General features: G+C 58.1%; 18 protein-coding genes. 12 read left to right on the forward strand and 6 right to left on the reverse strand.

Features of this window, described 5'->3' with window-relative positions; translation table 11 throughout:
• Positions 1-53: 53 nt before the first annotated feature.
• Complete coding sequence (locus IB212_RS03195) at positions 54-1,106, forward strand: patatin family protein (RefSeq protein WP_041911294.1); 1,053 nt, start codon at positions 54-56, stop codon at positions 1,104-1,106.
• The gene (locus IB212_RS03200) at positions 1,103-1,885 is read left to right on the forward strand and encodes a TatD family hydrolase (protein WP_041911293.1); all 783 of its coding nucleotides are present in this window, start codon (positions 1,103-1,105) and stop codon (positions 1,883-1,885) included. Before IB212_RS03195 ends, IB212_RS03200 begins: the two co-directional genes overlap by 4 nt.
• On the opposite strand, the gene IB212_RS03205 is transcribed toward IB212_RS03200, so the two are convergent.
• On the reverse strand, positions 1,880-2,740 hold the full coding sequence (locus IB212_RS03205) for a YjjW family glycine radical enzyme activase (protein WP_041911292.1): 861 nt from the start codon (positions 2,738-2,740) through the stop codon (positions 1,880-1,882). The genes IB212_RS03200 and IB212_RS03205 overlap by 6 nt on opposite strands.
• Positions 2,715-4,250 (reverse strand): YjjI family glycine radical enzyme, encoded by a 1,536-nt coding sequence (locus IB212_RS03210; RefSeq protein ID WP_188246121.1) that lies wholly within the window; start codon positions 4,248-4,250, stop codon positions 2,715-2,717. The genes IB212_RS03205 and IB212_RS03210 overlap by 26 nt, the downstream gene beginning before the upstream one ends.
• 262 nt (positions 4,251-4,512) lie before the next feature.
• Here IB212_RS03210 and deoC point away from each other — a divergent pair, with 262 nt between their 5' ends.
• From deoC to IB212_RS03235, 5 genes are all read left to right on the forward strand, one after another.
• Complete coding sequence (gene deoC, locus IB212_RS03215) at positions 4,513-5,292, forward strand: deoxyribose-phosphate aldolase (protein ID WP_032644972.1); 780 nt, start codon at positions 4,513-4,515, stop codon at positions 5,290-5,292.
• Positions 5,293-5,395: 103 nt separating this feature from the next.
• Complete coding sequence (gene deoA, locus IB212_RS03220) at positions 5,396-6,718, forward strand: thymidine phosphorylase (RefSeq protein ID WP_041911290.1); 1,323 nt, start codon at positions 5,396-5,398, stop codon at positions 6,716-6,718.
• Positions 6,719-6,771: 53 nt separating this feature from the next.
• Positions 6,772-7,995: a phosphopentomutase gene (gene deoB / locus IB212_RS03225; RefSeq protein ID WP_188246120.1), complete on the forward strand. Its 1,224-nt coding sequence runs from the start codon at positions 6,772-6,774 to the stop codon at positions 7,993-7,995.
• A gap of 88 nt (positions 7,996-8,083) precedes the next feature.
• Positions 8,084-8,803 carry a purine-nucleoside phosphorylase gene (gene deoD, locus IB212_RS03230; protein WP_003856538.1) on the forward strand — a complete coding sequence of 240 codons (720 nt, stop codon included), beginning with the start codon at positions 8,084-8,086 and terminating at the stop codon, positions 8,801-8,803.
• 107 nt (positions 8,804-8,910) lie between these two features.
• Positions 8,911-10,065, forward strand: a complete 1,155-nt coding sequence (locus IB212_RS03235) for an IS481 family transposase (protein ID WP_081753002.1) — start codon at positions 8,911-8,913, stop codon at positions 10,063-10,065.
• Positions 10,066-10,154: 89 nt separating this feature from the next.
• On the opposite strand, the gene lplA is transcribed toward IB212_RS03235, so the two are convergent.
• Entirely contained in the window at positions 10,155-11,171 is a 1,017-nt protein-coding gene (lplA, locus tag IB212_RS03240; protein WP_188245750.1) for a lipoate--protein ligase LplA, read from the reverse strand.
• A gap of 39 nt (positions 11,172-11,210) precedes the next feature.
• Positions 11,211-11,855, reverse strand: a complete 645-nt coding sequence (locus IB212_RS03245; RefSeq protein WP_188245749.1) for a YtjB family periplasmic protein — start codon at positions 11,853-11,855, stop codon at positions 11,211-11,213.
• Positions 11,856-11,972: 117 nt separating this feature from the next.
• Between IB212_RS03245 and serB the strand changes: the two genes are divergently transcribed.
• The 3 genes from serB to nadR are packed head-to-tail and all read left to right on the forward strand — an operon-like array spanning position 11,973 to position 15,606.
• Entirely contained in the window at positions 11,973-12,941 is a 969-nt protein-coding gene (gene serB, locus IB212_RS03250) for a phosphoserine phosphatase (protein ID WP_028015444.1), read from the forward strand.
• Between the two features lie 11 nt (positions 12,942-12,952).
• A complete protein-coding gene (gene radA / locus IB212_RS03255; RefSeq protein ID WP_003856523.1) occupies positions 12,953-14,338 on the forward strand; it encodes a DNA repair protein RadA in 1,386 nt (461 codons plus the stop codon).
• Positions 14,339-14,373: 35 nt separating this feature from the next.
• A complete protein-coding gene (gene nadR / locus IB212_RS03260; protein ID WP_003856522.1) occupies positions 14,374-15,606 on the forward strand; it encodes a multifunctional transcriptional regulator/nicotinamide-nucleotide adenylyltransferase/ribosylnicotinamide kinase NadR in 1,233 nt (410 codons plus the stop codon).
• 40 nt (positions 15,607-15,646) lie between these two features.
• Here the strand turns inward: nadR and IB212_RS03265 are convergent, their stop codons facing one another.
• The gene (locus IB212_RS03265; protein ID WP_041911285.1) at positions 15,647-16,648 is read right to left on the reverse strand and encodes a zinc-binding alcohol dehydrogenase family protein; all 1,002 of its coding nucleotides are present in this window, start codon (positions 16,646-16,648) and stop codon (positions 15,647-15,649) included.
• Positions 16,649-16,756: 108 nt separating this feature from the next.
• On the opposite strand from IB212_RS03265, the gene IB212_RS03270 reads away from it, so the two are divergent.
• Positions 16,757-17,656, forward strand: coding sequence for a LysR family transcriptional regulator (locus IB212_RS03270; RefSeq protein ID WP_041911284.1), 900 nt, complete (start codon positions 16,757-16,759; stop codon positions 17,654-17,656).
• A 42-nt stretch (positions 17,657-17,698) separates the two neighbouring features.
• On the opposite strand, the gene ettA is transcribed toward IB212_RS03270, so the two are convergent.
• A complete protein-coding gene (gene ettA, locus IB212_RS03275) occupies positions 17,699-19,366 on the reverse strand; it encodes an energy-dependent translational throttle protein EttA (RefSeq protein WP_003856515.1) in 1,668 nt (555 codons plus the stop codon).
• A gap of 227 nt (positions 19,367-19,593) precedes the next feature.
• On the opposite strand from ettA, the gene sltY reads away from it, so the two are divergent.
• Positions 19,594-21,531 carry a murein transglycosylase gene (gene sltY / locus IB212_RS03280; RefSeq protein ID WP_041911283.1) on the forward strand — a complete coding sequence of 646 codons (1,938 nt, stop codon included), beginning with the start codon at positions 19,594-19,596 and terminating at the stop codon, positions 21,529-21,531.
• Positions 21,532-21,558: the final 27 nt, after the last annotated feature.

Here is a 21,558-nt window from a genome sequence, read left to right on the forward strand (position 1 = left end):
AGGTCGGGTGCGTTACTGTGGAGTGATAAAATAATCAAAAAAGGAAAGCAGAGGTGGGGCAACGAATTCCCGTTACGCTCGGCAATATTGCGCCGCTGACGTTAAAACCGTTTAGTGCGGGTCAACTCGCACTGGTCTGCGAGGGGGGAGGACAGCGCGGCATTTTCACCGCCGGCGTGCTGGATGAATTTATGCGCGCGCAGTTCAACCCGTTTGACCTCTACTTCGGCACGTCCGCCGGGGCGCAGAATCTCTCTGCCTATGTCTGTAACCAGCCCGGCTACGCGCGAAAAGTGATCATGCGCTTCACCACGGCGAAAGAATTTTTTAACCCGGTGCGCTTCGTGCGCGGCGGCAACCTGATCGATCTCGACTGGCTGCTGGAGTCGACCTCCAGCCAGATGCCGCTGGCCATGGATACCGCTGCCCGCCTGTTTGATAGCGGCAAAGAATTCTGGATGTGCGCCAGCCGGGGGGATGACTACTCGCCGGGCTATTTCTCACCGCAGAAGGAGAACTGGCTCGACATCATCCGCGCCTCCAGCGCTATTCCCGGTTTTTATCGTACCGGCGCGCTGCTGGATGGCATCAGCTATCTGGACGGCGGCATCAGCGACGCGGTGCCGGTGCAGGAAGCCGCGCGACGCGGGGCGAAAACTATCGTGGTGATCCGTACCGTTCCGTCGCAAATGTATTACACCCCCCAGTGGTTTAAGCGGATGGAGCGCTGGCTGGGCGACAGCAGCCTGCAGCCGCTGGTGAACATCGCGAAGCAGCATGAAACCACCTACGGCGCGATGCAGCGCTTTATTGAAAAACCCCCGGGCAAGCTGCGCATCTTTGAAATTTATCCGCCTAAGCCGCTGCTGAGCATGGCGTTGGGCAGCCGGTTGCCTGCGTTGCGTATGGATTACAAAACGGGGCGGCTGTGCGGGCGTTACTTCCTGGCGACCGTCGGGAAAATGCTGGCCGAGCAACCGCCTCTGCATCGGCATAAACGCATTATTACGCCACCTGCAATTGTCGCCAATGACGCCCTGACCATGCCGCTGTTGGACATTCCGCAGGCGAATGACGCTTTACTGGATAATGAGGATCTGGCGTGACGCACCGCTTTGTTGATACCCACTGCCACTTTGATTTCCCGCCGTTTACGGGGAATGAAGCGCTAAGCATTGCGAAAGCTGCCGAAGCCGGCGTGCAGGCCATCATTGTGCCGTCGGTTGAAGCGGCCTATTTTACCCGCGTGCTGGATCTTTCCGCGCGATACTCCGCGCTTTATGCCGCGCTCGGCCTGCATCCGATTGTGATTGAGCGCCATCGCGATGAGCATCTTGAAGAGCTGGATCGGGTGCTGCAACGTGCAGGAGAGAAACTTGTCGCCATCGGCGAGATCGGCCTCGATCTCTATCGCGAAGATCCGCAGTTTGAACGCCAGCAGACGATCCTCGACGCGCAGCTTCGGCTGGCAAAACGTCACGATCTGCCGGTGATCCTCCACTCCCGACGCACTCATGACAAACTGGCGATGCACCTGAAGCGCATCGACCTGCCGCGAAGAGGCGTAGTGCATGGTTTTTCCGGCAGCCTGCAGCAGGCGCAGCGTTTTATTGAACTGGGCTATAAAATTGGCGTCGGTGGCACCATCTCCTATCCGCGCGCCAGTAAAACCCGTGACGTAATGGCGCAGCTGCCTCTCTCTGCGCTGTTACTGGAAACGGATGCCCCCGATATGCCGCTGAATGGTTTTCAGGGGCAGCCGAATCGCCCGGAACAGGCGGCGCGGGTGTTTGACGCGCTGTGCGAACTGCGTCAGGAACCTGAAGAGGTCATTGCCAGCGCGCTGCTCGAAAATACCCGTTCGGTTTTTGGCATCACGCTATAGATAAAGCGCCGGACGAATCACCGTTATCTTCTGTTTTTCCAGCGCCCGCGCCAGCGGTTCAATATCCTCCTGCGTGGCGCTGCGCCATGACGCCGCCTCGCCGTAAACTCCGTGTGCATGAAACGCGTTAATACGCACCGGAACATTCCCCAGCCCGTGGATGAACGCGATCAACGGTTTGATATGTTCCAGATAATCACACTGTTCCGGGATGACCAGCAAGCGGAGCTCCGTCAAACGGTGACGGTCTGCCAGCCAGCGAATACTCTCCTTAATCTGCGGGTTCTCGCGTCCGGTCAGGAAGCGGTGATGTTCATTCCCCCACGCTTTGAGATCCAGCATTGCGCCATCCAGCACTGGCAGCAGTTTTTGCCAGCCGGTTTCGCTTAGCAGACCGTTGCTGTCTACCAGGCAGGTTAAATGATGTAGCTCAGGATCGGTTTTGATCGCGGTAAACAGGGCGATCAAAAACGGCAGTTGGGTTGTGGCTTCGCCGCCGCTCACGGTGATCCCTTCGATAAAGGGCGCGGATTTACGGACCTGAACGATGATCTCCTCGACGCTCAGGCGGTGCGCCATGGGCGTGGCCTGCTGCTGGCACAGGCGCAGGCAGGTGTCGCACTGCTGGCAGTGACTCTCCTGCCACCAGACGCGTCCGGCCTGAATGGTCAGCGCGTCGTGCGGGCAGTGGGGCACGCAGTCCCCGCAGTCGTTGCAGCGCCCGATGGTCCACGGGTTGTGGCAGGTTTTGCAGCGCAGGTTGCAGCCCTGCAGGAACAGCGCCAGGCGGCTGCCCGGCCCGTCCACGCAGGAGAAGGGGATGACCTGACTAACTAAAGCGCATCTGCTGTTCATGGCTTATCACGCGCGGCTGACGTTCCAGAATACGGGTATTGCGTGCGGCCTCTTCCCCCAGCCACGTGGTGTTCGTTCTTGAACCCGCTTCCCGGTATTTCTCCAGATCCGACAAGCGAACCATATAGCCGGTCACGCGTACCAGATCGTTACCGGCCACATTCGCGGTGAACTCACGCATACCGGCCCTGAACGCCCCCAGGCAAAGCTGAACCACCGCCTGCGGATTGCGTTTTACCGTCTCATCCAGCGTTAAAATATCGCTGATCCCGGAATGATAGTGTTTATGGTGCGGCGCTACGGCCAGCAGATGATTGACAGGATCCGGCTCGTCACCGTACGGCAGACGCGCCCCCGGCGTGGTGCCCGAATCGGAGCTGATGCCTGACTGGGCGTGCAGCATCGCGCGATGCTTCCAGCCGTGCTTCACCGGCGTATTTTCAACAAACGCCGCAAGCTGTTCGCTGATGCGATAACCCAGCGCGTTGGCCTGCTCGTCTTTCCCGTAACGCCCCGCCATGCCTGCTTTCTCACACAGTACGTTCACCGCTTCGGCAAGACCGTACATGCCAAACATCGGCACAAACCGATCGGCATCAATCAGCCCCTCTTTTACCAGGAAGCTATTCTCAAAGAAGCCGGATTGCCCGTACAGAAAATCGCAGCGCGCATCGATGATGGCGATTTGCCGCTGGCAGTAGTGCGGTAGCGTGCGGGTGAAGAAGTCGTCAATGGATGTGCTGTGTTCGGCGATTGCCTTGAGGTTAAGGCGCACCAGGGTGCTGCCACCGCCCGCCAGCGGCAGAGAGTTGTAACAGCTCACCACGCCAAAACGGCCTTTTGTGAAAATTTTATCATTCACCGGACCGTTTGAAATATGCGGTTTGCTGCATTCACAAATGTTTTTTGCCACCTCAAGCAGTAAATCGTCTGGGGTGAACTCAGGATCGTAGATAAAGGTCAGATTGGGCGCAACCTGCTTCAGTTCAGCATCTGCACGCAGAATGGCACGGGTGACAGGGCCGTCGGCGGGCCCGATGTTGACGTGCATAAACGCATCGGGCAGCGTTCTGTCGAGATAGCGCCAGAAACGTTTTATTCGGCTATCGATTTCTTCTTGTGTTAGAATTATAACATACGGATTCAGTAGCGCATCAAGCTGCCCCAGATAGACCGGCATTGATGTGACGGAAGGAACATGGTGATAGAGAATAGTTAAGAGAGAGAGGGCGTCATCAAGATCTCTCGCGCCTTCCAGCTCCAGCCATTCCGAACCGTTAGCCAGGAATTTTTCATAATCCGGCAGCACGTAACGCGGTTTGTAGGGGGCATGACCTTCGTACATGTCGCAGATAAACCCCTCGTCCAGCGCGGCGCGGGCGGCCGGAGATAGCGTCGGGTAGGGCAGGTAATTTTCCGCTTCCAGCGCCAGAAAATGACGTTTTTGCTCCGGGGTTAACAGCGGGCTTGTCACAATGTGCTGGCAACGTTGTTGCAGGGCGTCGGGCATGTTCACTTCCTTGAATGTTCTGCGGATGATGAACGGATTGTAGGAAGCCAGCCTGCCGGCGCTTTTGATCCAACAAGGGGTATCGCTGCTTTAGTCAGCAACTTGCACGCTAAAGTTTGAAGAAGATCTCATTACAGTAATGCAAATTTGTACGCAGTTTTCATTAACTGTGATGAATGTCGAAGTGTGGATGCGGGTGAATGTTAGAATACTCACAGACCCGCAAGGTAAAATTTATACGGCACTGCCGTTGGAGAATGTTATGACCGATTTAACTGCAAGCAGCCTGCGCGCGTTGAAGCTGATGGACCTGACCACCCTGAACGATGACGACACCAATGAAAAAGTCATCGCCCTGTGCCATCAGGCAAAAACGCCAGTGGGTAACACCGCCGCCGTCTGTATCTACCCGCGCTTTATCCCGATTGCCCGCAAAACACTGAAAGAGCAGGGCACGCCGGACGTGCGCATTGCAACCGTGACTAACTTCCCGCACGGCAATGACGACATTGAGATTGCGCTGGCGGAAACCCGCGCGGCAATTGCCTACGGCGCGGACGAAGTTGACGTGGTGTTCCCGTACCGCGCGCTGATTGCCGGCAACGAGCAGGTCGGTTTTGACCTGGTGAAAGCCTGTAAAGACGCGTGTGCGGCGGCAAACGTGCTGCTCAAAGTGATCATCGAAACCGGTGAGCTGAAAGAAGAGGCGCTGATTCGTAAGGCGTCAGAAATCTCCATCAAAGCCGGTGCGGATTTCATCAAAACCTCTACCGGTAAAGTGCCGGTCAATGCGACCCCGGAAAGCGCGCGCATCATGATGGAAGTTATCCGCGATATGGGCGTATCCAAAACCGTGGGCTTCAAACCTGCGGGCGGCGTACGTACCGCGGAAGACGCGCAGCAGTTCCTGGCGATTGCCGACGAACTGTTTGGCGCTGAGTGGGCTGACTCCCGCCACTACCGCTTCGGCGCGTCCAGCCTGCTGGCAAGCCTGCTGAAGGCGCTGGGTCACGGCGACGGTAAGAGCGCAAGCAGCTACTGATTGCCAGACAATGCCGGATGACGCTTCGCTTATCCGGCCTACAGGATCGCAGGGCGGGTAAGTGTACCCGCCGCCATTCACCCGATTCCGCATGGGGGTTACCGTGTTTCTCGCACAAGAAATTATTCGTAAAAAACGTGATGGTCTTGCTTTAAGCGACGAAGAAATTCGCTTCTTCATCAACGGCATTCGTGACAACACCGTCTCAGAAGGGCAGATTGCTGCCCTGGCGATGACCATTTTCTTCCACGATATGTCGATGCCTGAGCGCGTGTCGCTGACCATGGCGATGCGAGATTCAGGAACCGTTCTGGACTGGAAAAGCCTCAACCTCAACGGCCCGATTGTGGACAAACACTCCACCGGCGGCGTGGGTGATGTGACTTCGCTGATGCTCGGCCCTATGGTGGCAGCCTGCGGCGGTTATGTTCCCATGATCTCCGGGCGCGGCCTGGGCCACACCGGCGGTACGCTCGACAAACTGGAAGCCATTCCGGGCTTCGATATCTTCCCGGATGACAATCGCTTCCGCGATATTATTAAAGACGTTGGCGTGGCGATTATCGGCCAGACCAGCTCTCTTGCTCCGGCAGACAAGCGTTTTTACGCGACGCGTGATATTACCGCCACCGTAGACTCCATCCCGCTGATCACCGCCTCTATCCTCGCCAAAAAACTGGCGGAAGGGCTGGACGCGCTGGTGATGGACGTGAAGGTGGGCAGCGGCGCGTTTATGCCGACCTATGAACTCTCTGCTCAGCTTGCCGAAGCGATCGTTGGCGTCTCCAACGGCGCGGGCGTGCGCACCACCGCGCTGCTGACCGACATGAACCAGGTGCTGGCCTCCAGCGCCGGTAACGCGGTTGAAGTCCGCGAAGCCGTGCAGTTCCTCACAGGTGAATACCGTAACCCGCGCCTGTTCGATGTCACCATGGCGCTGTGCGTTGAGATGCTCATCTCCGGCAAGCTGGCCAAAGACGACGCGGAAGCCCGCGCGAAGCTTCAGGCGGTGCTGGACAACGGCAAAGCGGCGGAGATCTTTGGCCGCATGGTGGCGGCGCAGAAAGGCCCGACCGATTTCGTCGAAAACTACGCGAAATACCTGCCGACCGCGATGCTCAGCAAAGCTGTTTATGCGGATGGCGAAGGTTTTGTCTCCGCCATGGACACCCGCGCGCTTGGCATGGCTGTTGTATCTATGGGTGGCGGTCGTCGTCAGGCATCGGACACCATTGATTACAGCGTCGGCTTTACCGATATGGCCCGTCTGGGCGACAGCGTCGACGGCCAACGTCCGCTGGCGGTGATCCACGCGAAAGACGAAGCCAGCTGGCAGGACGCGGCGAAAGCGGTGAAAGCGGCAATATCTCTTGACGATAAAGCACCGGAAACCACACCGACGGTCTATCGTCGTATCACTGAATAGCGGTATACTGATCTGATCGCATTTTTATGAAGCACTAAGTACGGAGAACAATTATGAAACGTGCATTTATTATGGTGCTGGACTCATTCGGCATCGGCGCAACCGAAGATGCAGAACGTTTTGGTGACGTGGGTTCCGATACCATGGGTCACATCGCGGAAGCCTGTGCAAAAGGCGAAGCGGACAACGGTCGTAAAGGCCCTCTGACTCTACCTAACCTGACCCGCCTCGGGCTGGTAAAAGCACATGAAGGCTCTACCGGTAAAATCGCAGCCGGTATGGACGGCAGCGCGGAAGTGGTGGGCGCCTACGCCTGGGCGCACGAGCTCTCTTCCGGGAAAGATACCCCGTCCGGTCACTGGGAAATCGCCGGCGTGCCGGTGCTGTTTGACTGGGGCTACTTCTCCGATCACGAGAACAGCTTCCCGCAGGAGCTGCTCGATAAGCTGGTGAAGCGTGCCAACCTGCCGGGCTACCTCGGTAACTGCCACTCTTCCGGCACCGTGATTCTGGATCAGCTCGGCGAAGAGCACATGAAAACCGGCAAGCCGATTTTCTACACCTCTGCTGACTCCGTGTTCCAGATTGCCTGCCACGAAGAGACGTTTGGCCTGGATAAACTCTACGAACTGTGCGAAATCGCCCGTGAAGAGCTGACCGAAGGCGGCTACAACATTGGCCGCGTTATCGCACGTCCGTTTATCGGCGACAAAGCGGGTAACTTCCAGCGTACCGGTAACCGTCATGACCTGGCCGTTGAGCCACCGGCGCCAACCGTGCTGCAGAAGCTGGTTGACGAGAAGGGCGGTCACGTGGTGTCCGTGGGCAAAATAGCGGATATCTACGCCAACTGCGGTATCACCAAAAAAGTGAAAGCGACCGGTCTGGATGCGCTGTTCGATGCCACTATCAAAGAGATGAAAGAAGCAGGCGATAAGACCATTGTCTTCACCAACTTCGTGGACTTCGACTCCTCCTGGGGCCACCGTCGCGATGTAGCCGGTTATGCTGCGGGCCTGGAGCTGTTTGACCGCCGTCTGCCGGAGCTGATGGAGCTGGTGGGGGAAGATGACATTCTGATCCTGACCGCAGACCACGGCTGTGACCCAACCTGGACCGGTACCGACCACACCCGTGAGCATATTCCGGTACTGGTGTACGGCCCGAAAGTGAAGCCGGGCTCGCTCGGTCACCGTGAAACCTTCGCGGACATCGGCCAGACCATTGCGAAATACTTTGGTACGTCTGACATGGAATATGGCAAGGCCATGTTCTAAACGGATTGGGTGCGGCCTGATGCCCTCACCCCGGCCCTCTCCCACAGGGAGAGGGTGAAAAGAATAAACAATGTAAAAGGAACTGAAGATGGCAACTCCTCACATTAATGCAGAAATGGGTGATTTCGCTGACGTCGTATTGATGCCGGGCGACCCGCTGCGCGCGAAGCACATTGCTGAAACCTTCCTGGAAGACGTGCGTGAAGTGAACAACGTTCGCGGCATGCTGGGCTTCACCGGTACCTATAAAGGCCGCAAAATCTCCGTTATGGGCCACGGTATGGGTATCCCATCCTGCTCTATCTACACCAAAGAGCTGATCACCGATTTCGGCGTGAAAAAAATCATCCGCGTTGGCTCCTGCGGCGCGGTGCGTATGGACGTTAAGCTGCGTGACGTGGTGATCGGCATGGGCGCGTGCACCGACTCTAAAGTCAACCGCATCCGCTTTAAAGATCATGACTTTGCGGCAATCGCTGACTTTGACATGGTGCGTAACGCGGTTGACGCGGCAAAAGCGCTGGGCGTTGACGCACGCGTGGGCAACCTGTTCTCCGCCGATCTGTTCTACTCGCCAGAAGGCGACATGTTCGACGTGATGGAAAAATACGGCATCCTGGGCGTGGAAATGGAAGCGGCCGGTATCTACGGCGTAGCGGCTGAGTTTGGTGCGAAAGCGCTGACCATCTGCACCGTGTCTGACCATATCCGTACCCACGAGCAGACGACCGCTGCCGAGCGTCAGACGACCTTCAATGACATGATCAAAATCGCGCTGGAATCCGTTCTGCTGGGCGATAAAGAGTAATTCTGTCTCTTCCCTCCCTCTCCCTGTGGGTGTACAGTCCGGGGACATAGTGAACACTTGTTCGGGGACATGGTAGACACTTACAACTAAGGCATAAGAACCCGTCTATGGAGTCGCTTATGCCCTGGGATGCGAGAGATACCATGTCATTACGTACCGAGTTTGTTTTGTTCGCCTCGCAGGACGGGGCGAACATCCGTTCCCTCTGCCGTCGCTTCGGCATTTCACCTGCCACCGGCTACAAGTGGCTTCGTCGCTGGATGGAGGAAGGTGCCTCCGGCCTTCAGGACCGCCCGCGCATACCGCACCATTCCCCGAACCGCTCATCTGACGACATCACCGCCCTGCTGCGCATGGCCCATGAGCGCCATGAACGCTGGGGCGCACGCAAGATTAAGCGCTGGCTCGAAGACCAGGGGCACCGTATGCCCGCCTTCAGCACTGTCCATAGCCTGATGGCCCGTCACGGCCTGCTGCCGGGCGCAACACCGGGCATTCCCGCCACGGGACGGTTCGAACACGACGCGCCGAACCGGCTCTGGCAGATGGATTTTAAGGGCCACTTTCCCTTTGGCGGTGGCCGCTGCCATCCGCTCACCCTGCTGGACGACCACTCCCGTTTTTCCCTGTGCCTGGCGCACTGTACCGATGAACGGCGCGAGACCGTGCAGCAGCAGCTGGTCAGCGTGTTTGAACGCTACGGCCTGCCGGACCGGATGACGATGGACAACGGCTCACCGTGGGGAGACACCACCGGCACCTGGACGGCGCTGGAGCTGTGGCTGATGCGCCACGGTATCCGGGTGGGGCACTCCCGGCCTTATCATCCGCAGACGCAGGGCAAGCTGGAGCGTTTTCACCGCAGCCTGAAGTCGGAAGTGCTGCAGGGAAAATGGTTCGCGGACAGCGGTGAGCTGCAGCGCGCCTTCGACCACTGGCGCACGGTGTACAACCTTGAACGCCCGCACGAGGCGCTGGATATGGCGGTACCGGCCTCGCGGTATCAGCCGTCTGCCCGGCAGTACAGCGGCAGCGTAACGCCACCTGAATACGATGAAGGGGTGAAGGTCAGGAAAGTGGATGTCAGCGGAAAGCTGAGCATACAGGGTGTCAGTCTGAGCGCAGGCAAGGCGTTCAGGGGAGAACGGGTCGGGCTGAGGGAGACACAGGATGACGGCTGCTATGAAGTGTGGTGGTACAGCACGAAAGTGGGGGTGATCGACCTGAAGAAAAAGTCGATCACCATGGGTAAAGGATGTTAAAAAGTGTTCACCATGTCCCCGAACACCTGTCTACCATGTCCCCGGACTGTACAGTGGGAGAGGGCCGGGGTGAGGGCACCAAACCGCACTTAGCGCACGGCCTGTGCAATCCACGCCGACAGCTCCCGCAGCTCTTTTTCCTGCTCCGGAAAATCCCCTGTCAGCGCGTCGCACTCCTGCTGCAGCATATCCGCCCGATACAAACAGCCCTGCAAACGAGCCGCCAGCGCCTCTAACGGTGCCGGGTTCAGGCTATCGGTAAACACCTGCGTGCGGGTGATATGGCCTTTCTCCACGTCAAAATGCAGCTCCACGCCGCCCCAGGTAAAACGCTCATCCAGCAGATGGGAAAACGCAGGCGCCTGACCAAAGTTCCACTCCCAGCTGCTCTGGCGGGCGAAGGTTTCCGCGAAGTTGGGCAGGTCCGGAGTTTTGTCAGGCGAGATCACCTCCGCTTCCACGCGCTCGCCGTAATGTTCAAAGAACGCGTCACGGATCGCATCGCAAATCTGCCCGTGCGTAATCCCCGGCAGCAGTTCAACCAGATTCGCTACGCGCCCACGCACAGAGGTAATCCCTTTAGCCTGGAGCTTTTTCTTATCAGGATTCAGGTAGTTAGCCAGACGGCTCAGGTCAGCGTTCAGCAGCAAGGTGCCGTGGTGGAAGCCACGATCCATCGTTTCGCGGTAGGCGGAGCCGGAGACCTTCCGGTCGCCCTCGGGGGTTTTCACGACCAGATCGTTACGCCCGGACGCTTCAGCCGTCACGCCGAGTGAATTGAGCGCGTTGAGGACGATGGACGTTGAGATAGTTTTGTCGTATTCCGGTTTACCCGCCATAAAGGTAAAGCAGGTATTGCCCAGATCGTGAAACACCGCGCCGCCGCCGCTGCTGCGGCGCGCCAGGCGGACGTTGTCCTCTTCCATGCGTCGCGTGTTGCACTCTTTCCACGGGTTTTGCGCGCGGCCAATAACTACCGTGTCGGCATTGCGCCAGAGAAACAGCACGCGCTGGGTGGCGGGCATCTGGCGGAAGATGCACTCTTCCACCGCGAGATTAAACCAGGGATCGTAAGAGTCAGAGATAAGCAGGCGTAACGTCGTCATGGCAAAGTTCCTTTTCTGAGTCATTCGCCTACTTTATCACTATTCTTTCTTCTCGCTCTCTTCGTCTTCGGGAACCGACCTGCTGGCGGTCAGCAGGAACGGCGACTGCTGCCAGCGGGTACGCTTGCCCTGAAGCAACGTGCGCGCCAGCACGACGCCAATCGCCAGCGAGAGTAACAGCATCAGGCGCAGAATATTGGTGGTGTTATCGACCTGTTTGGCTTCGGTCGGCAGGGTGTGGGTGTCGAGCGTCAGGCGCAGATAGCCCAGCGGACCATTCTTGCCCTGAATGGGTTCGACGATCTGCTGGTTAAAGTAGCCCCCGGCTTTTTTGCCGTCCAGCGCCAGCCTGTCGCGCACATTAACGTGCTCACCCGCGCGGGCAATCAGGTCGCCTTTTTCATCGTACACGCCCGCATCCAGAATGCGGCTGTTTTCCGTGAGCTGACGCAAGACCTGGCCTATCCGCTTATCGTCCGGCGTTTCATTGCGCATCAGGGGCGCAACGTTGAGCGTCACCTGACGCGCCAGGGTACGGGCCAGCTCTTCAAACTGCGGGTTGCGCTGCCGCTGATGATTCTGGCTAAACCACGATGCCCCTTGCATCAATGCGACTAACAGTGCGAGACAGATCAGGACAATCACGGCGCGATGAAGCCGGAATTTCAGTTTTGCGCGAGCCATATTCCACCTGCTGAAAATTTAGGGCTTAATGTTGCCAGAAGTGATGGTTACAGGGTAGCCTCATGCGTTATTTTCCCTCTGGAACCTTCCGGCGCGAACAAAATTACAGGAGCTTTAATGCCGAACATTACCTGGTGTGACCTGCCAACGGATGTCTCTTTATGGCCAGGATTGCCGCTCTCGTTAAGTGGCGATGAGGTGATGCCTCTGGATTACCACGCTGGCCGTAGCGGCTGGCTCCTCTATGGACGCGGTCTGGATAAGCAACGCCTGACCCAGTATCAAACCAAACTGGGCGCGGCGATGGTCATTGTTGCCGCCTGGTGCGTGGAAGATTACCAGGTCATTCGCCTCGCGGGTTCCCTGACGCAGCGCGCCACGCGTCTGGCGCATGACGCCGGGCTGGACGTAGCGCCTCTCGGCAAAATTCCGCACCTGAAAACGCCGGGTCTGCTGGTGATGGACATGGACTCCACCGCTATTCAGATCGAATGTATTGACGAGATTGCTAAACTGGCAGGCAGCGGCGAGCTGGTGGCGGAAGTCACCGAGCGTGCGATGCGCGGCGAGCTGGACTTCACCGCCAGCCTGCGCCAGCGCGTGGCGACCCTGAAAGGGGCCGATGCTAACATCCTGCGCCAGGTGCGCGACGTGCTGCCGCTGATGCCGGGGCTGACGCAGCTGGTGCTGAAGCTCCAGTCCCTCGGCTGGAAAGTGGCGATCGCCTCCGGTGGCTTTACCTTCTTTGCGGATTATCTACGCGAGAAACTGCATCTGACCACGGTGGTCGCTAACGAGCTGGAAATCATGGACGGCAAGCTGACCGGCCAGGTGATCGGCGATATCGTGGATGCCCAGTACAAAGCCAATACCCTGACGCGCCTGGCAGAAAAGTATGAGATTCCGGTTGAGCAGACCGTCGGCATTGGTGACGGCGCGAACGATCTGCCAATGATCAAAGTAGCTGGCCTGGGCATTGCCTACCATGCCAAACCAAAAGTGAATGAAAAGACGGAAGTCACTATCCGTCACGCTGACCTGATGGGAGTGTTCTGCATTCTCTCCGGCAGCCTTAATCAGAAATAACGAGGTAAACCGTGGCGAAAGCTCCAAAACGCGCATTTGTCTGTAATGAATGTGGTGCGGATTATCCGCGCTGGCAGGGGCAATGCAGCGCCTGTCATGCCTGGAACACCATCACCGAAGTGCGTGGTGTGGCGGCTTCGCCGAGCGTGGCCCGCAATGAGCGCCTGAGCGGCTATGCGGGCAATGCAGGCGTGTCGAAGGTGCAAAAGCTTTCTGATATCAGCCTGGAAGCGCTGCCGCGCTTTTCCACCGGCTTCAAAGAGTTTGACCGCGTGCTCGGCGGCGGCGTGGTGCCGGGCAGCGCGATTCTGATCGGCGGTAACCCGGGGGCGGGGAAATCGACCCTGCTGCTGCAAACGCTCTGCAAGCTCGCAGAACAGATGAAAACCCTGTACGTGACGGGTGAAGAGTCACTCCAGCAGGTGGCGATGCGCGCGCACCGCCTGGGCCTGCCGACCGGCAATCTGAACATGCTGTCGGAAACCAGCATCGAGCAGATCTGCATGATCGCCGAAGAAGAGCAGCCGAAGCTGATGGTGATCGACTCCATCCAGGTGATGCACATGGCGGACATTCAGTCCTCGCCGGGCAGCGTCGCGCAGGTGCGTGAAACCGCGGCCTACCTGACGCGCTTTGCCAAAACGCGCGGCGTGGCGATCGTGATGGTCGGCCACGTTACCAAAGACGGCTCGCTGGCCGGGCCGAAGGTGCTTGAGCACTGTATCGACTGCTCGGTGATGCTCGACGGCGACGCGGACTCCCGCTTCCGCACCCTGCGCAGCCATAAAAACCGCTTTGGGGCGGTGAACGAACTGGGCGTGTTTGCCATGACCGAGCAGGGGCTGCGCGAAGTCAGCAACCCGTCGGCCATCTTCCTGAGCCGGGGAGATGAGATCACCTCCGGCAGTTCGGTAATGGTGCTGTGGGAAGGGACGCGCCCGCTGTTGGTTGAAATTCAGGCGCTGGTGGATCACTCGATGATGGGTAACCCGCGACGCGTGGCGGTCGGTCTGGAGCAGAACCGCCTGGCGATCCTGCTGGCGGTGCTGCACCGTCACGGCGGGCTGCAGATGGCGGATCAGGATGTGTTCGTCAACGTGGTTGGCGGGGTGAAAGTCACTGAGACCAGCGCAGACCTGGCGCTGCTGCTGGCGATGGTCTCCAGCCTGCGCGACAGACCGCTGCCGCAGGATCTGGTCGTCTTCGGTGAAGTAGGGCTGGCTGGGGAAATCCGTCCGGTGCCGAGCGGCCAGGAGCGTATCTCCGAGGCGGCAAAACACGGCTTCCGTCGGGCGATCGTTCCGGCCGCCAACGTACCGAAAAAAATCCCGGAAGGGATGCAGGTCTTTGGCGTTAAGAAACTCGCAGATGCGTTAAATGTCTTTGACGACTTATAATTACGTATTCGATTTTGCAGGAGGCACCGTAATTTATGTCATCATTTGACTACATCAAGACCGCGATCCGCCAGAAGGGCTGCACGCTGCAGCAGGTGGCGGACGCCAGCGGCATGACCAAAGGCTACCTGAGCCAGTTGCTGAACGCCAAAATCAAAAGCCCCAGCGCGCAGAAGCTTGAAGCGCTGCACCGCTTTCTGGGGCTGGAGTTCCCGCGAATGCAAAAGAACATCGGCGTGGTGTTCGGCAAGTTTTATCCGCTGCATACCGGGCATATCTATCTGATCCAGCGCGCCTGTAGCCAGGTGGACGAGCTGCACATCATCATGGGCTACGACGAAACGCGCGATCGCCAGCTCTTTGAAGACAGCGCCATGTCGCAGCAGCCCACCGTACCGGACCGCCTGCGCTGGCTGCTTCAGACCTTTAAGTACCAGAAAAACATTCGCATTCATGCCTTTAATGAAGAGGGCATGGAGCCGTATCCGCACGGCTGGGACGTGTGGAGCAACGGCATCAAAGCGTTTATGGAAGAGAAGGGCATTGCGCCTAACTGGATCTACACCTCTGAAGAGTCCGACGCGCCGCAGTTCCGCGAGCATCTGGGCATCGAGACGGTGCTGATCGACCCGAAACGCACCTTTATGAACATCAGCGGGGCGCAGATCCGCGAGAACCCGTTCCGCTACTGGGATTATATTCCGACCGAAGTGAAGCCGTTCTTCGTGCGTACGGTGGCTATTCTGGGCGGCGAGTCGAGCGGTAAATCAACGCTGGTCAACAAGCTGGCGAACATCTTCAACACCACCAGCGCGTGGGAGTATGGACGCGATTACGTCTTCTCGCACCTCGGCGGCGACGAGATGGCGTTGCAGTATTCCGACTACGATAAAATCGCGCTCGGGCACGCCCAGTACATTGATTTCGCGGTGAAATACGCTAACAAAGTGGCGTTTATTGATACCGATTTCGTCACCACGCAGGCGTTCTGTAAAAAGTACGAGGGGCGCGAGCACCCGTTCGTGCAGGCGCTGATTGACGAATACCGCTTTGACCTGGTGATCCTGCTGGAAAACAACACCCCGTGGGTGGCCGACGGCATGCGCAGCCTCGGCAGCTCGGTGGACAGGCGCGAGTTCCAGACCATGCTGGTTGAGATGCTTAACGAGAACAACGTTGAGTTTGTGCATGTGGAAGAGTCGGATTATGACACCCGCTTCCTGCGCTGCGTCGAGCTGGTGAAGGAGATGATGGGGGAGCAGGGGTAATAACTTCCCCCTCGCCCTTTTAGGGTGAGGGGGGAATACCTCAGAACTCAACCACCACCTTCCCGCGCATATGCCCCTCCAGCACCTTACGGTGCGCTTCGGTAATGCTTTCTACGCTCAGCCCGTGCAGCGTTTCGCTGAGCGAGCTTTCCACCACGCCGTTATCCACCAGCTTCGCCACCTCATTTAAGATCTCACCCTGACGCGCCATATCAGCGGTCTGGTACATGCTGCGGGTGTACATAAACTCCCAGTGCAGGGCGGCGGATTTGGACTTCAGCTTGTCCTGGTTCAGCGGATGTTCATTCTCAACGATGGAACAAATATGCCCCTGCGGCGCAATCAGTTCACTGACCGCATCCCAATGCCCGTCGGTGTCGTTGAGGATGAAAATATAATCCACGAAGGTAAGTCCCTGCTTCGCCAGCTCGCCTTTTAGATCGCGGTAGTTGACCACTACGTCAGCACCGCGATCGCGGCACCATTGGGCGGAATCTTCTCGTGAAGCGGTTGCGATAATCTTCACCTTGCTGTTGTGCTTCGCAAACGGGATCGCCAGCGATCCCACGCCGCCTGCGCCGCCGATGATCAGCAGGGTTTTGTCCGCTTCGGCGTCCTGAATATTCAGCCGTTCAAACAGACCTTCCCACGCGGTGAGCGCAGTTAAGGGTAGCGCAGCGGCTGCCGCCCAGCCGAGGCTGGCAGGCTTGTGGCCGACAATGCGCGCATCTATCAGCTGATGAGTGGTATTGCTGCCCGGGCGGGTGATGTCGCCCGCGTACCACACCTCATCACCTGGTTTGAAGCCGGTGACGCCAGCTCCAGCGGCGTTGACGACCCCGCTGGCATCCCACCCCAGAATTCGTGGCTCGTTCAGCCCATTTTTGGCGATGCCTGCATGCACTTTGGTATCAACCGGGTTAATAGATACGGCTTTCACCTCTACCAGCAGATCGTGTTCGCCAGGCGTCGGCATTGGCGGTGTGATTTCAATGAAGGTGGACGGATTTTCTGGGTTAACGGCAATGGCTTTCACTGACATGGTGTGCTCCTCAATGGAATGCGTTTTGTTGAGGCTAGTCTATTAAGTGGCCAGCCGCATGATAAGATGGACAATCATGAACTCAGCGTTCGTACAGGGTGAACAATCATGTTTAAACAGCTTCAGGATATGGCGCTGTTTGCGCTGGTGGCGGAGATGGGCAGTTTTACCGCGGCGGCGCAGAAAGCTGAGCTGCCGAAATCCAGCGTCAGCCAGCGAATCAGCCAGCTGGAGCAGCAGGTGGGGATCCGTCTGCTTAACCGCACCACGCGCAGGATCAGCCTGACGTTCGCTGGCGAGCACTATCTGGTGCACTGTCGCGAGATGCTGGCGGCCAGCGAGCGGGCGGAGTACGCCATTCAGCGCCTGCGTGAAAACCCCAGCGGCCGTCTGCGTATTACCTGCCCGGCGGGGATTGGCGCGACCCTGCTGGCGCATATGAATGCCGAGTTTCAGCTTCGCTATCCTGACGTGTCGCTCGATGTATCGATCTCTGACGACGTGGTGGACCTGGTCGAGTCCGGTTTTGACGTGGCGCTGCGCACCGGCAAGCCGCAGGACTCCTCTCTGATAGGCAGAATGATCGGGCACTGCCCGCGCTACATGCTGGCCTCGCCGGACTACCTGGCACGCCGCGAGCCGTTAATCCATCCCCGACAGCTGGTGGAGCACCGCTGTATTACGCACCGGGCGTGGTCGGAGTGGCTGCTGCGAAGCGAGAGCGAGGATTACCGCTACCTGCCGGACAACGGCCACATGACCGATAATCTGGTGTACGCCCGCGAATGCGCGATTGCCGGGGCGGGGATCACGCTGCTACCCGCATTTCTGCTGGAAGATAAGATCGAAAAGAGGACGTTGGTTCAGGTGCTGCCGGAATGGCGCGTTGAAGGTAACGATCTCTGGCTGGCCTATCCGAGCCGGAAGCTGAATTCGCCCGCGCTGATGAGCTATATCGAGTTTGCGATGCAGTTTGACGAGGTGAAGCGGTATTACGTGGATAAATAAAAAAGCCGGGTAAGGCGAAGCCGCCACCCGGCAGTCGGGCACTTATTTCGCAATACGCTTGTACTTAATACGCTTCGGCTCCAGCGCGTCTGCGCCCAGCGTGCGTTTTTTGTACTCTTCGTATTCGGTGAAGTTACCTTCGAAGAACTCCACTTTACCTTCGTCCTGGTAGTCCAGGATGTGGGTCGCGATACGGTCCAGGAACCAGCGGTCGTGCGAGATAACCATGGCGCAGCCCGGGAACTCCAGCAGGGCGTTTTCCAGTGCGCGCAGGGTTTCGATATCCAGGTCGTTGGTCGGTTCATCGAGCAACAGAACGTTACCGCCCACCTGCAGCAGCTTCGCCAGGTGCAGACGTCCGCGCTCACCGCCTGACAGCTCGCCCACGCGTTTGCCCTGGTCGGTGCCCTTAAAGTTAAAGCGGCCAACGTAGGCGCGGCTTGGCATCTCGGTGTTGCCGATACGCATGATATCCAGACCGCCGGAGACTTCTTCCCACACGGTTTTGCTGTTATCCATCGCGTCACGGAACTGGTCTACGGAGGCCAGCTTCACGGTTTCACCCAGGGTGATTGAGCCGCTGTCTGGCTGTTCCTGACCGGACATCATACGGAACAGGGTCGATTTACCCGCGCCGTTCGGACCGATGATGCCAACGATAGCGCCTTTCGGTACGGAGAAGGTCAGATCGTCGATCAGCACGCGGTCACCGTAGGACTTACGCAGGTTGGTCACTTCAACCACTTTATCCCCCAGACGTGCTCCAGGTGGAATAAACAGTTCGTTGGTTTCGTTACGTTTCTGGTATTCGGTGTTGTTAAGCTCTTCAAAGCGTGCCAGACGGGCTTTGCCCTTAGACTGACGGCCTTTCGCGCCCTGACGAACCCACTCCAGCTCTTTCTCGATAGACTTGCGACGGGCCGCTTCCTGAGACGCTTCCTGCGCCAGACGCTGATCTTTCTGCTCCAGCCAGGAAGAGTAGTTGCCTTCCCACGGAATACCTTCACCGCGGTCCAGCTCCAGGATCCAGCCGGCGACGTTGTCGAGGAAGTAACGGTCGTGGGTAATTGCTACAACGGTGCCTTCGAAGTCGTGCAGGAAGCGCTCCAGCCACGCCACGGATTCCGCATCCAGGTGGTTGGTCGGTTCGTCGAGCAGCAGCATGTCTGGTTTTTCCAGCAGCAGGCGGCACAGCGCCACGCGGCGGCGTTCACCACCGGATAGATTCGCGATTTTCGCATCCCAGTCCGGCAGACGCAGGGCATCGGCCGCGCGCTCCAGCTGCACGTTCAGGTTGTGACCGTCGTGCGCCTGGATGATCTCTTCATATTTGCCCTGCTGAGCGGCCAGCTTGTCGAAGTCCGCATCCGGCTCGGCGTATTTGGCATACACTTCATCCAGACCTTTCAGCGCGTTAACCACTTCGGATACCGCTTCTTCAACGGATTCACGTACGGTATGTTCCGGGTTCAGCTGAGGTTCCTGCGGCAGGTAGCCGATCTTGATGCCTGGCTGCGGACGGGCTTCACCTTCGATGTCTGTATCGATGCCGGCCATGATGCGCAGCAGGGTGGACTTACCGGCACCGTTGAGACCCAGCACACCAATTTTTGCGCCCGGGAAGAAGCTCAGCGAGATATTTTTAAGAATATGACGTTTCGGCGGGACAACTTTGCCGACACGATGCATGGTATAAACGAATTGAGCCACGTGGACTTCGCCTCTTTTATCGTAAATGAGAAGGAATTTCAGCCTCGAAGTGTAGCCTTTTTCACGCCCTAATCCCAGCCAGGAACGTCGGGAGTGTTAAAACGCGCAAGAAAGGTAAAAAAGTGTCCATGACGTGGCGCGTTGCTGGATGCCTGGTTAGCATAAGTTGTTGTGACTTTGACGTGGCAAGACGCTGCAATTGACGAAAAAACAATGAGGAAGAGCTTGTGGAAAAAGCCAAACGGGTGGTCTGGCGTCTGCTGGCTGCCAGCGTATGCGTAATGGCGGTAAGCCAGGCGGTGCATGCCGATTCACTGGATGAACAACGTAACCGCTATGCCCAGATTAAACAGGCGTGGGACAACAAGCAGATGGATACCGTGCAGGCGCTGATGCCGACGCTGAAGGATTATCCGCTGTATCCGTATCTGGAGTATCGCCAGATTACCGACGATCTGATGAACCAGCCGACCGTCACCGTGAATAATTTCATTCAGGCGAACCCGACCCTGCCGCCTGCCCGAAATCTCCAGTCTCGTTTTGTGAATGAGCTGGCGCGGCGTGAAGACTGGCGAGGCCTGCTGGCGTTTAGCCCTGACAAGCCGAATACCACCGAAGCGCAGTGTAATTACTACTATGCGAAATGGGCGACCGGGCAGCAGGAAGATGCCTGGGCCGGGGCGAAAGATCTGTGGCTGACCGGCAAAAGCCAGCCGAACGCCTGTGATTCCCTGTTCGGCGCATGGCGCGCTTCCGGCAAGCAGGATCCGCTGGCCTACCTTGAGCGCATCCGCCTGGCGATGAAAGCCGGCAACACGCGTCTGGTAACCGCGCTGGCAGGGCAGATGCCGTCCGATTACCAGACGATCTCCTCGGCGGTTATCGCGCTGGCAAACGATCCGAACAGCGTCCTGACCTTTGCCCGCAGCACGGGCTCGACCGATTTTACCCGCCAGATGGCGGCGGTGGCTTTTGCCAGCGTGGCGCGTGACGATGTCGAAAACGCGCGGCTGATGATCCCGCAGCTGGTACAGGCGCAGCAGCTGAATGAAGATCAAACCCAGGAGCTGCGCGACATCGTGGCCTGGCGACTGATGGGCACGGACGTGACCGACGAACAGGCGCGCTGGCGTGACGATGCGATCATGCGCTCAAACTCGACCTCGCTTGTCGAGCGCCGCGTGCGCATGGCGCTGGGCACCGGCGACCGCCGTGGCCTCAACACCTGGCTCGCGCGTTTGCCAATGGAAGCCAAAGAGAAAGACGAATGGCGCTACTGGCAGGCGGATCTGCTGATGGAGCGCGGTCGTGAAGACGAAGCCAAAGAGATTCTTCACTCGCTGATGCAGCAGCGCGGGTTCTACCCGATGGCGGCGGCGCAACGGCTGGGCGAGGAGTACACGCTCAGGATAGACAAAGCGCCCGCTAACGCGAACCCCGCTCTGACGCAGGGGCCAGAGATGGCGCGCGTGCGCGAGCTGATGTACTGGAACATGGATAACACCGCGCGCAGCGAGTGGGCCAACCTGGTGACCAGCCGCACCACGGATGAAAAAGCGCAGCTTGCCCGCTATGCGTTTGATAATCGCTGGTGGGATCTGAGCGTGCAGGCGACAATTTCAGGCAAGCTGTGGGACCATCTCGAAGAGCGTTTCCCGCTGGCGTATAAAGATCTGTTTGACCGCTACACCAGCGGCAAAGATATCCCGCAAAGCTACGCCATGGCGATTGCCCGTCAGGAGAGCGCATGGAACCCGAAAGTTCGTTCACCGGTGGGTGCCAGCGGGCTGATGCAAATTATGCCGGGGACGGCGACGCATACGGTGAAGATGTTCAACATTCCAGGTTACAGCAGCCCGTCACAGCTTCTCGATCCGGATACCAACATCAACATCGGCACCAGCTATTTGCAGTATGTCTATCAGCAGTTTGGCAATAACCGCATCTTCGCGTCGGCGGCGTATAACGCCGGTCCGGGCCGCGTGCGCACCTGGCTTGGCAACAGTGCAGGACGCATTGACGCAGTGGCGTTCGTGGAGAGCATTCCGTTCTCGGAAACGCGCGGCTACGTGAAGAACGTGCTGGCCTATGACGCCTACTATCGCTACTTCATGGGGCAGAAAGATACCCTGATGAGCGATGCCGAGTGGCAGAGACGTTACTGATCGGCATGGGTTGTGTTATGCTGTACT

Source organism: Enterobacter sp. E12 (assembly GCF_014596715.2).
In the GTDB taxonomy this organism is placed as follows: Bacteria; Pseudomonadota; Gammaproteobacteria; order Enterobacterales; family Enterobacteriaceae; genus Enterobacter; species Enterobacter bugandensis.

Bases quoted from the DNA above. Each gene is read 5' to 3' on its own strand.
- IB212_RS03245 (WP_188245749.1), bottom strand. From the start codon at position 11,855: ATGGCTCGCGCAAAACTGAAATTCCGGCTTCATCGCGCCGTGATTGTC.
- IB212_RS03205 (WP_041911292.1), bottom strand. From the start codon at position 2,740: ATGAACAGCAGATGCGCTTTAGTTAGTCAGGTCATCCCCTTCTCCTGC.
- nadR (WP_003856522.1), top strand. From the start codon at position 14,374: ATGTCATCATTTGACTACATCAAGACCGCGATCCGCCAGAAGGGCTGC.
- IB212_RS03265 (WP_041911285.1), bottom strand. From the start codon at position 16,648: ATGTCAGTGAAAGCCATTGCCGTTAACCCAGAAAATCCGTCCACCTTC.
- IB212_RS03210 (WP_188246121.1), bottom strand. From the start codon at position 4,250: ATGCCCGACGCCCTGCAACAACGTTGCCAGCACATTGTGACAAGCCCG.
- deoC (WP_032644972.1), top strand. From the start codon at position 4,513: ATGACCGATTTAACTGCAAGCAGCCTGCGCGCGTTGAAGCTGATGGAC.
- deoD (WP_003856538.1), top strand. From the start codon at position 8,084: ATGGCAACTCCTCACATTAATGCAGAAATGGGTGATTTCGCTGACGTC.
- lplA (WP_188245750.1), bottom strand. From the start codon at position 11,171: ATGACGACGTTACGCCTGCTTATCTCTGACTCTTACGATCCCTGGTTT.
- deoB (WP_188246120.1), top strand. From the start codon at position 6,772: ATGAAACGTGCATTTATTATGGTGCTGGACTCATTCGGCATCGGCGCA.
- IB212_RS03235 (WP_081753002.1), top strand. From the start codon at position 8,911: ATGGAGTCGCTTATGCCCTGGGATGCGAGAGATACCATGTCATTACGT.
- IB212_RS03270 (WP_041911284.1), top strand. From the start codon at position 16,757: ATGTTTAAACAGCTTCAGGATATGGCGCTGTTTGCGCTGGTGGCGGAG.
- serB (WP_028015444.1), top strand. From the start codon at position 11,973: ATGCCGAACATTACCTGGTGTGACCTGCCAACGGATGTCTCTTTATGG.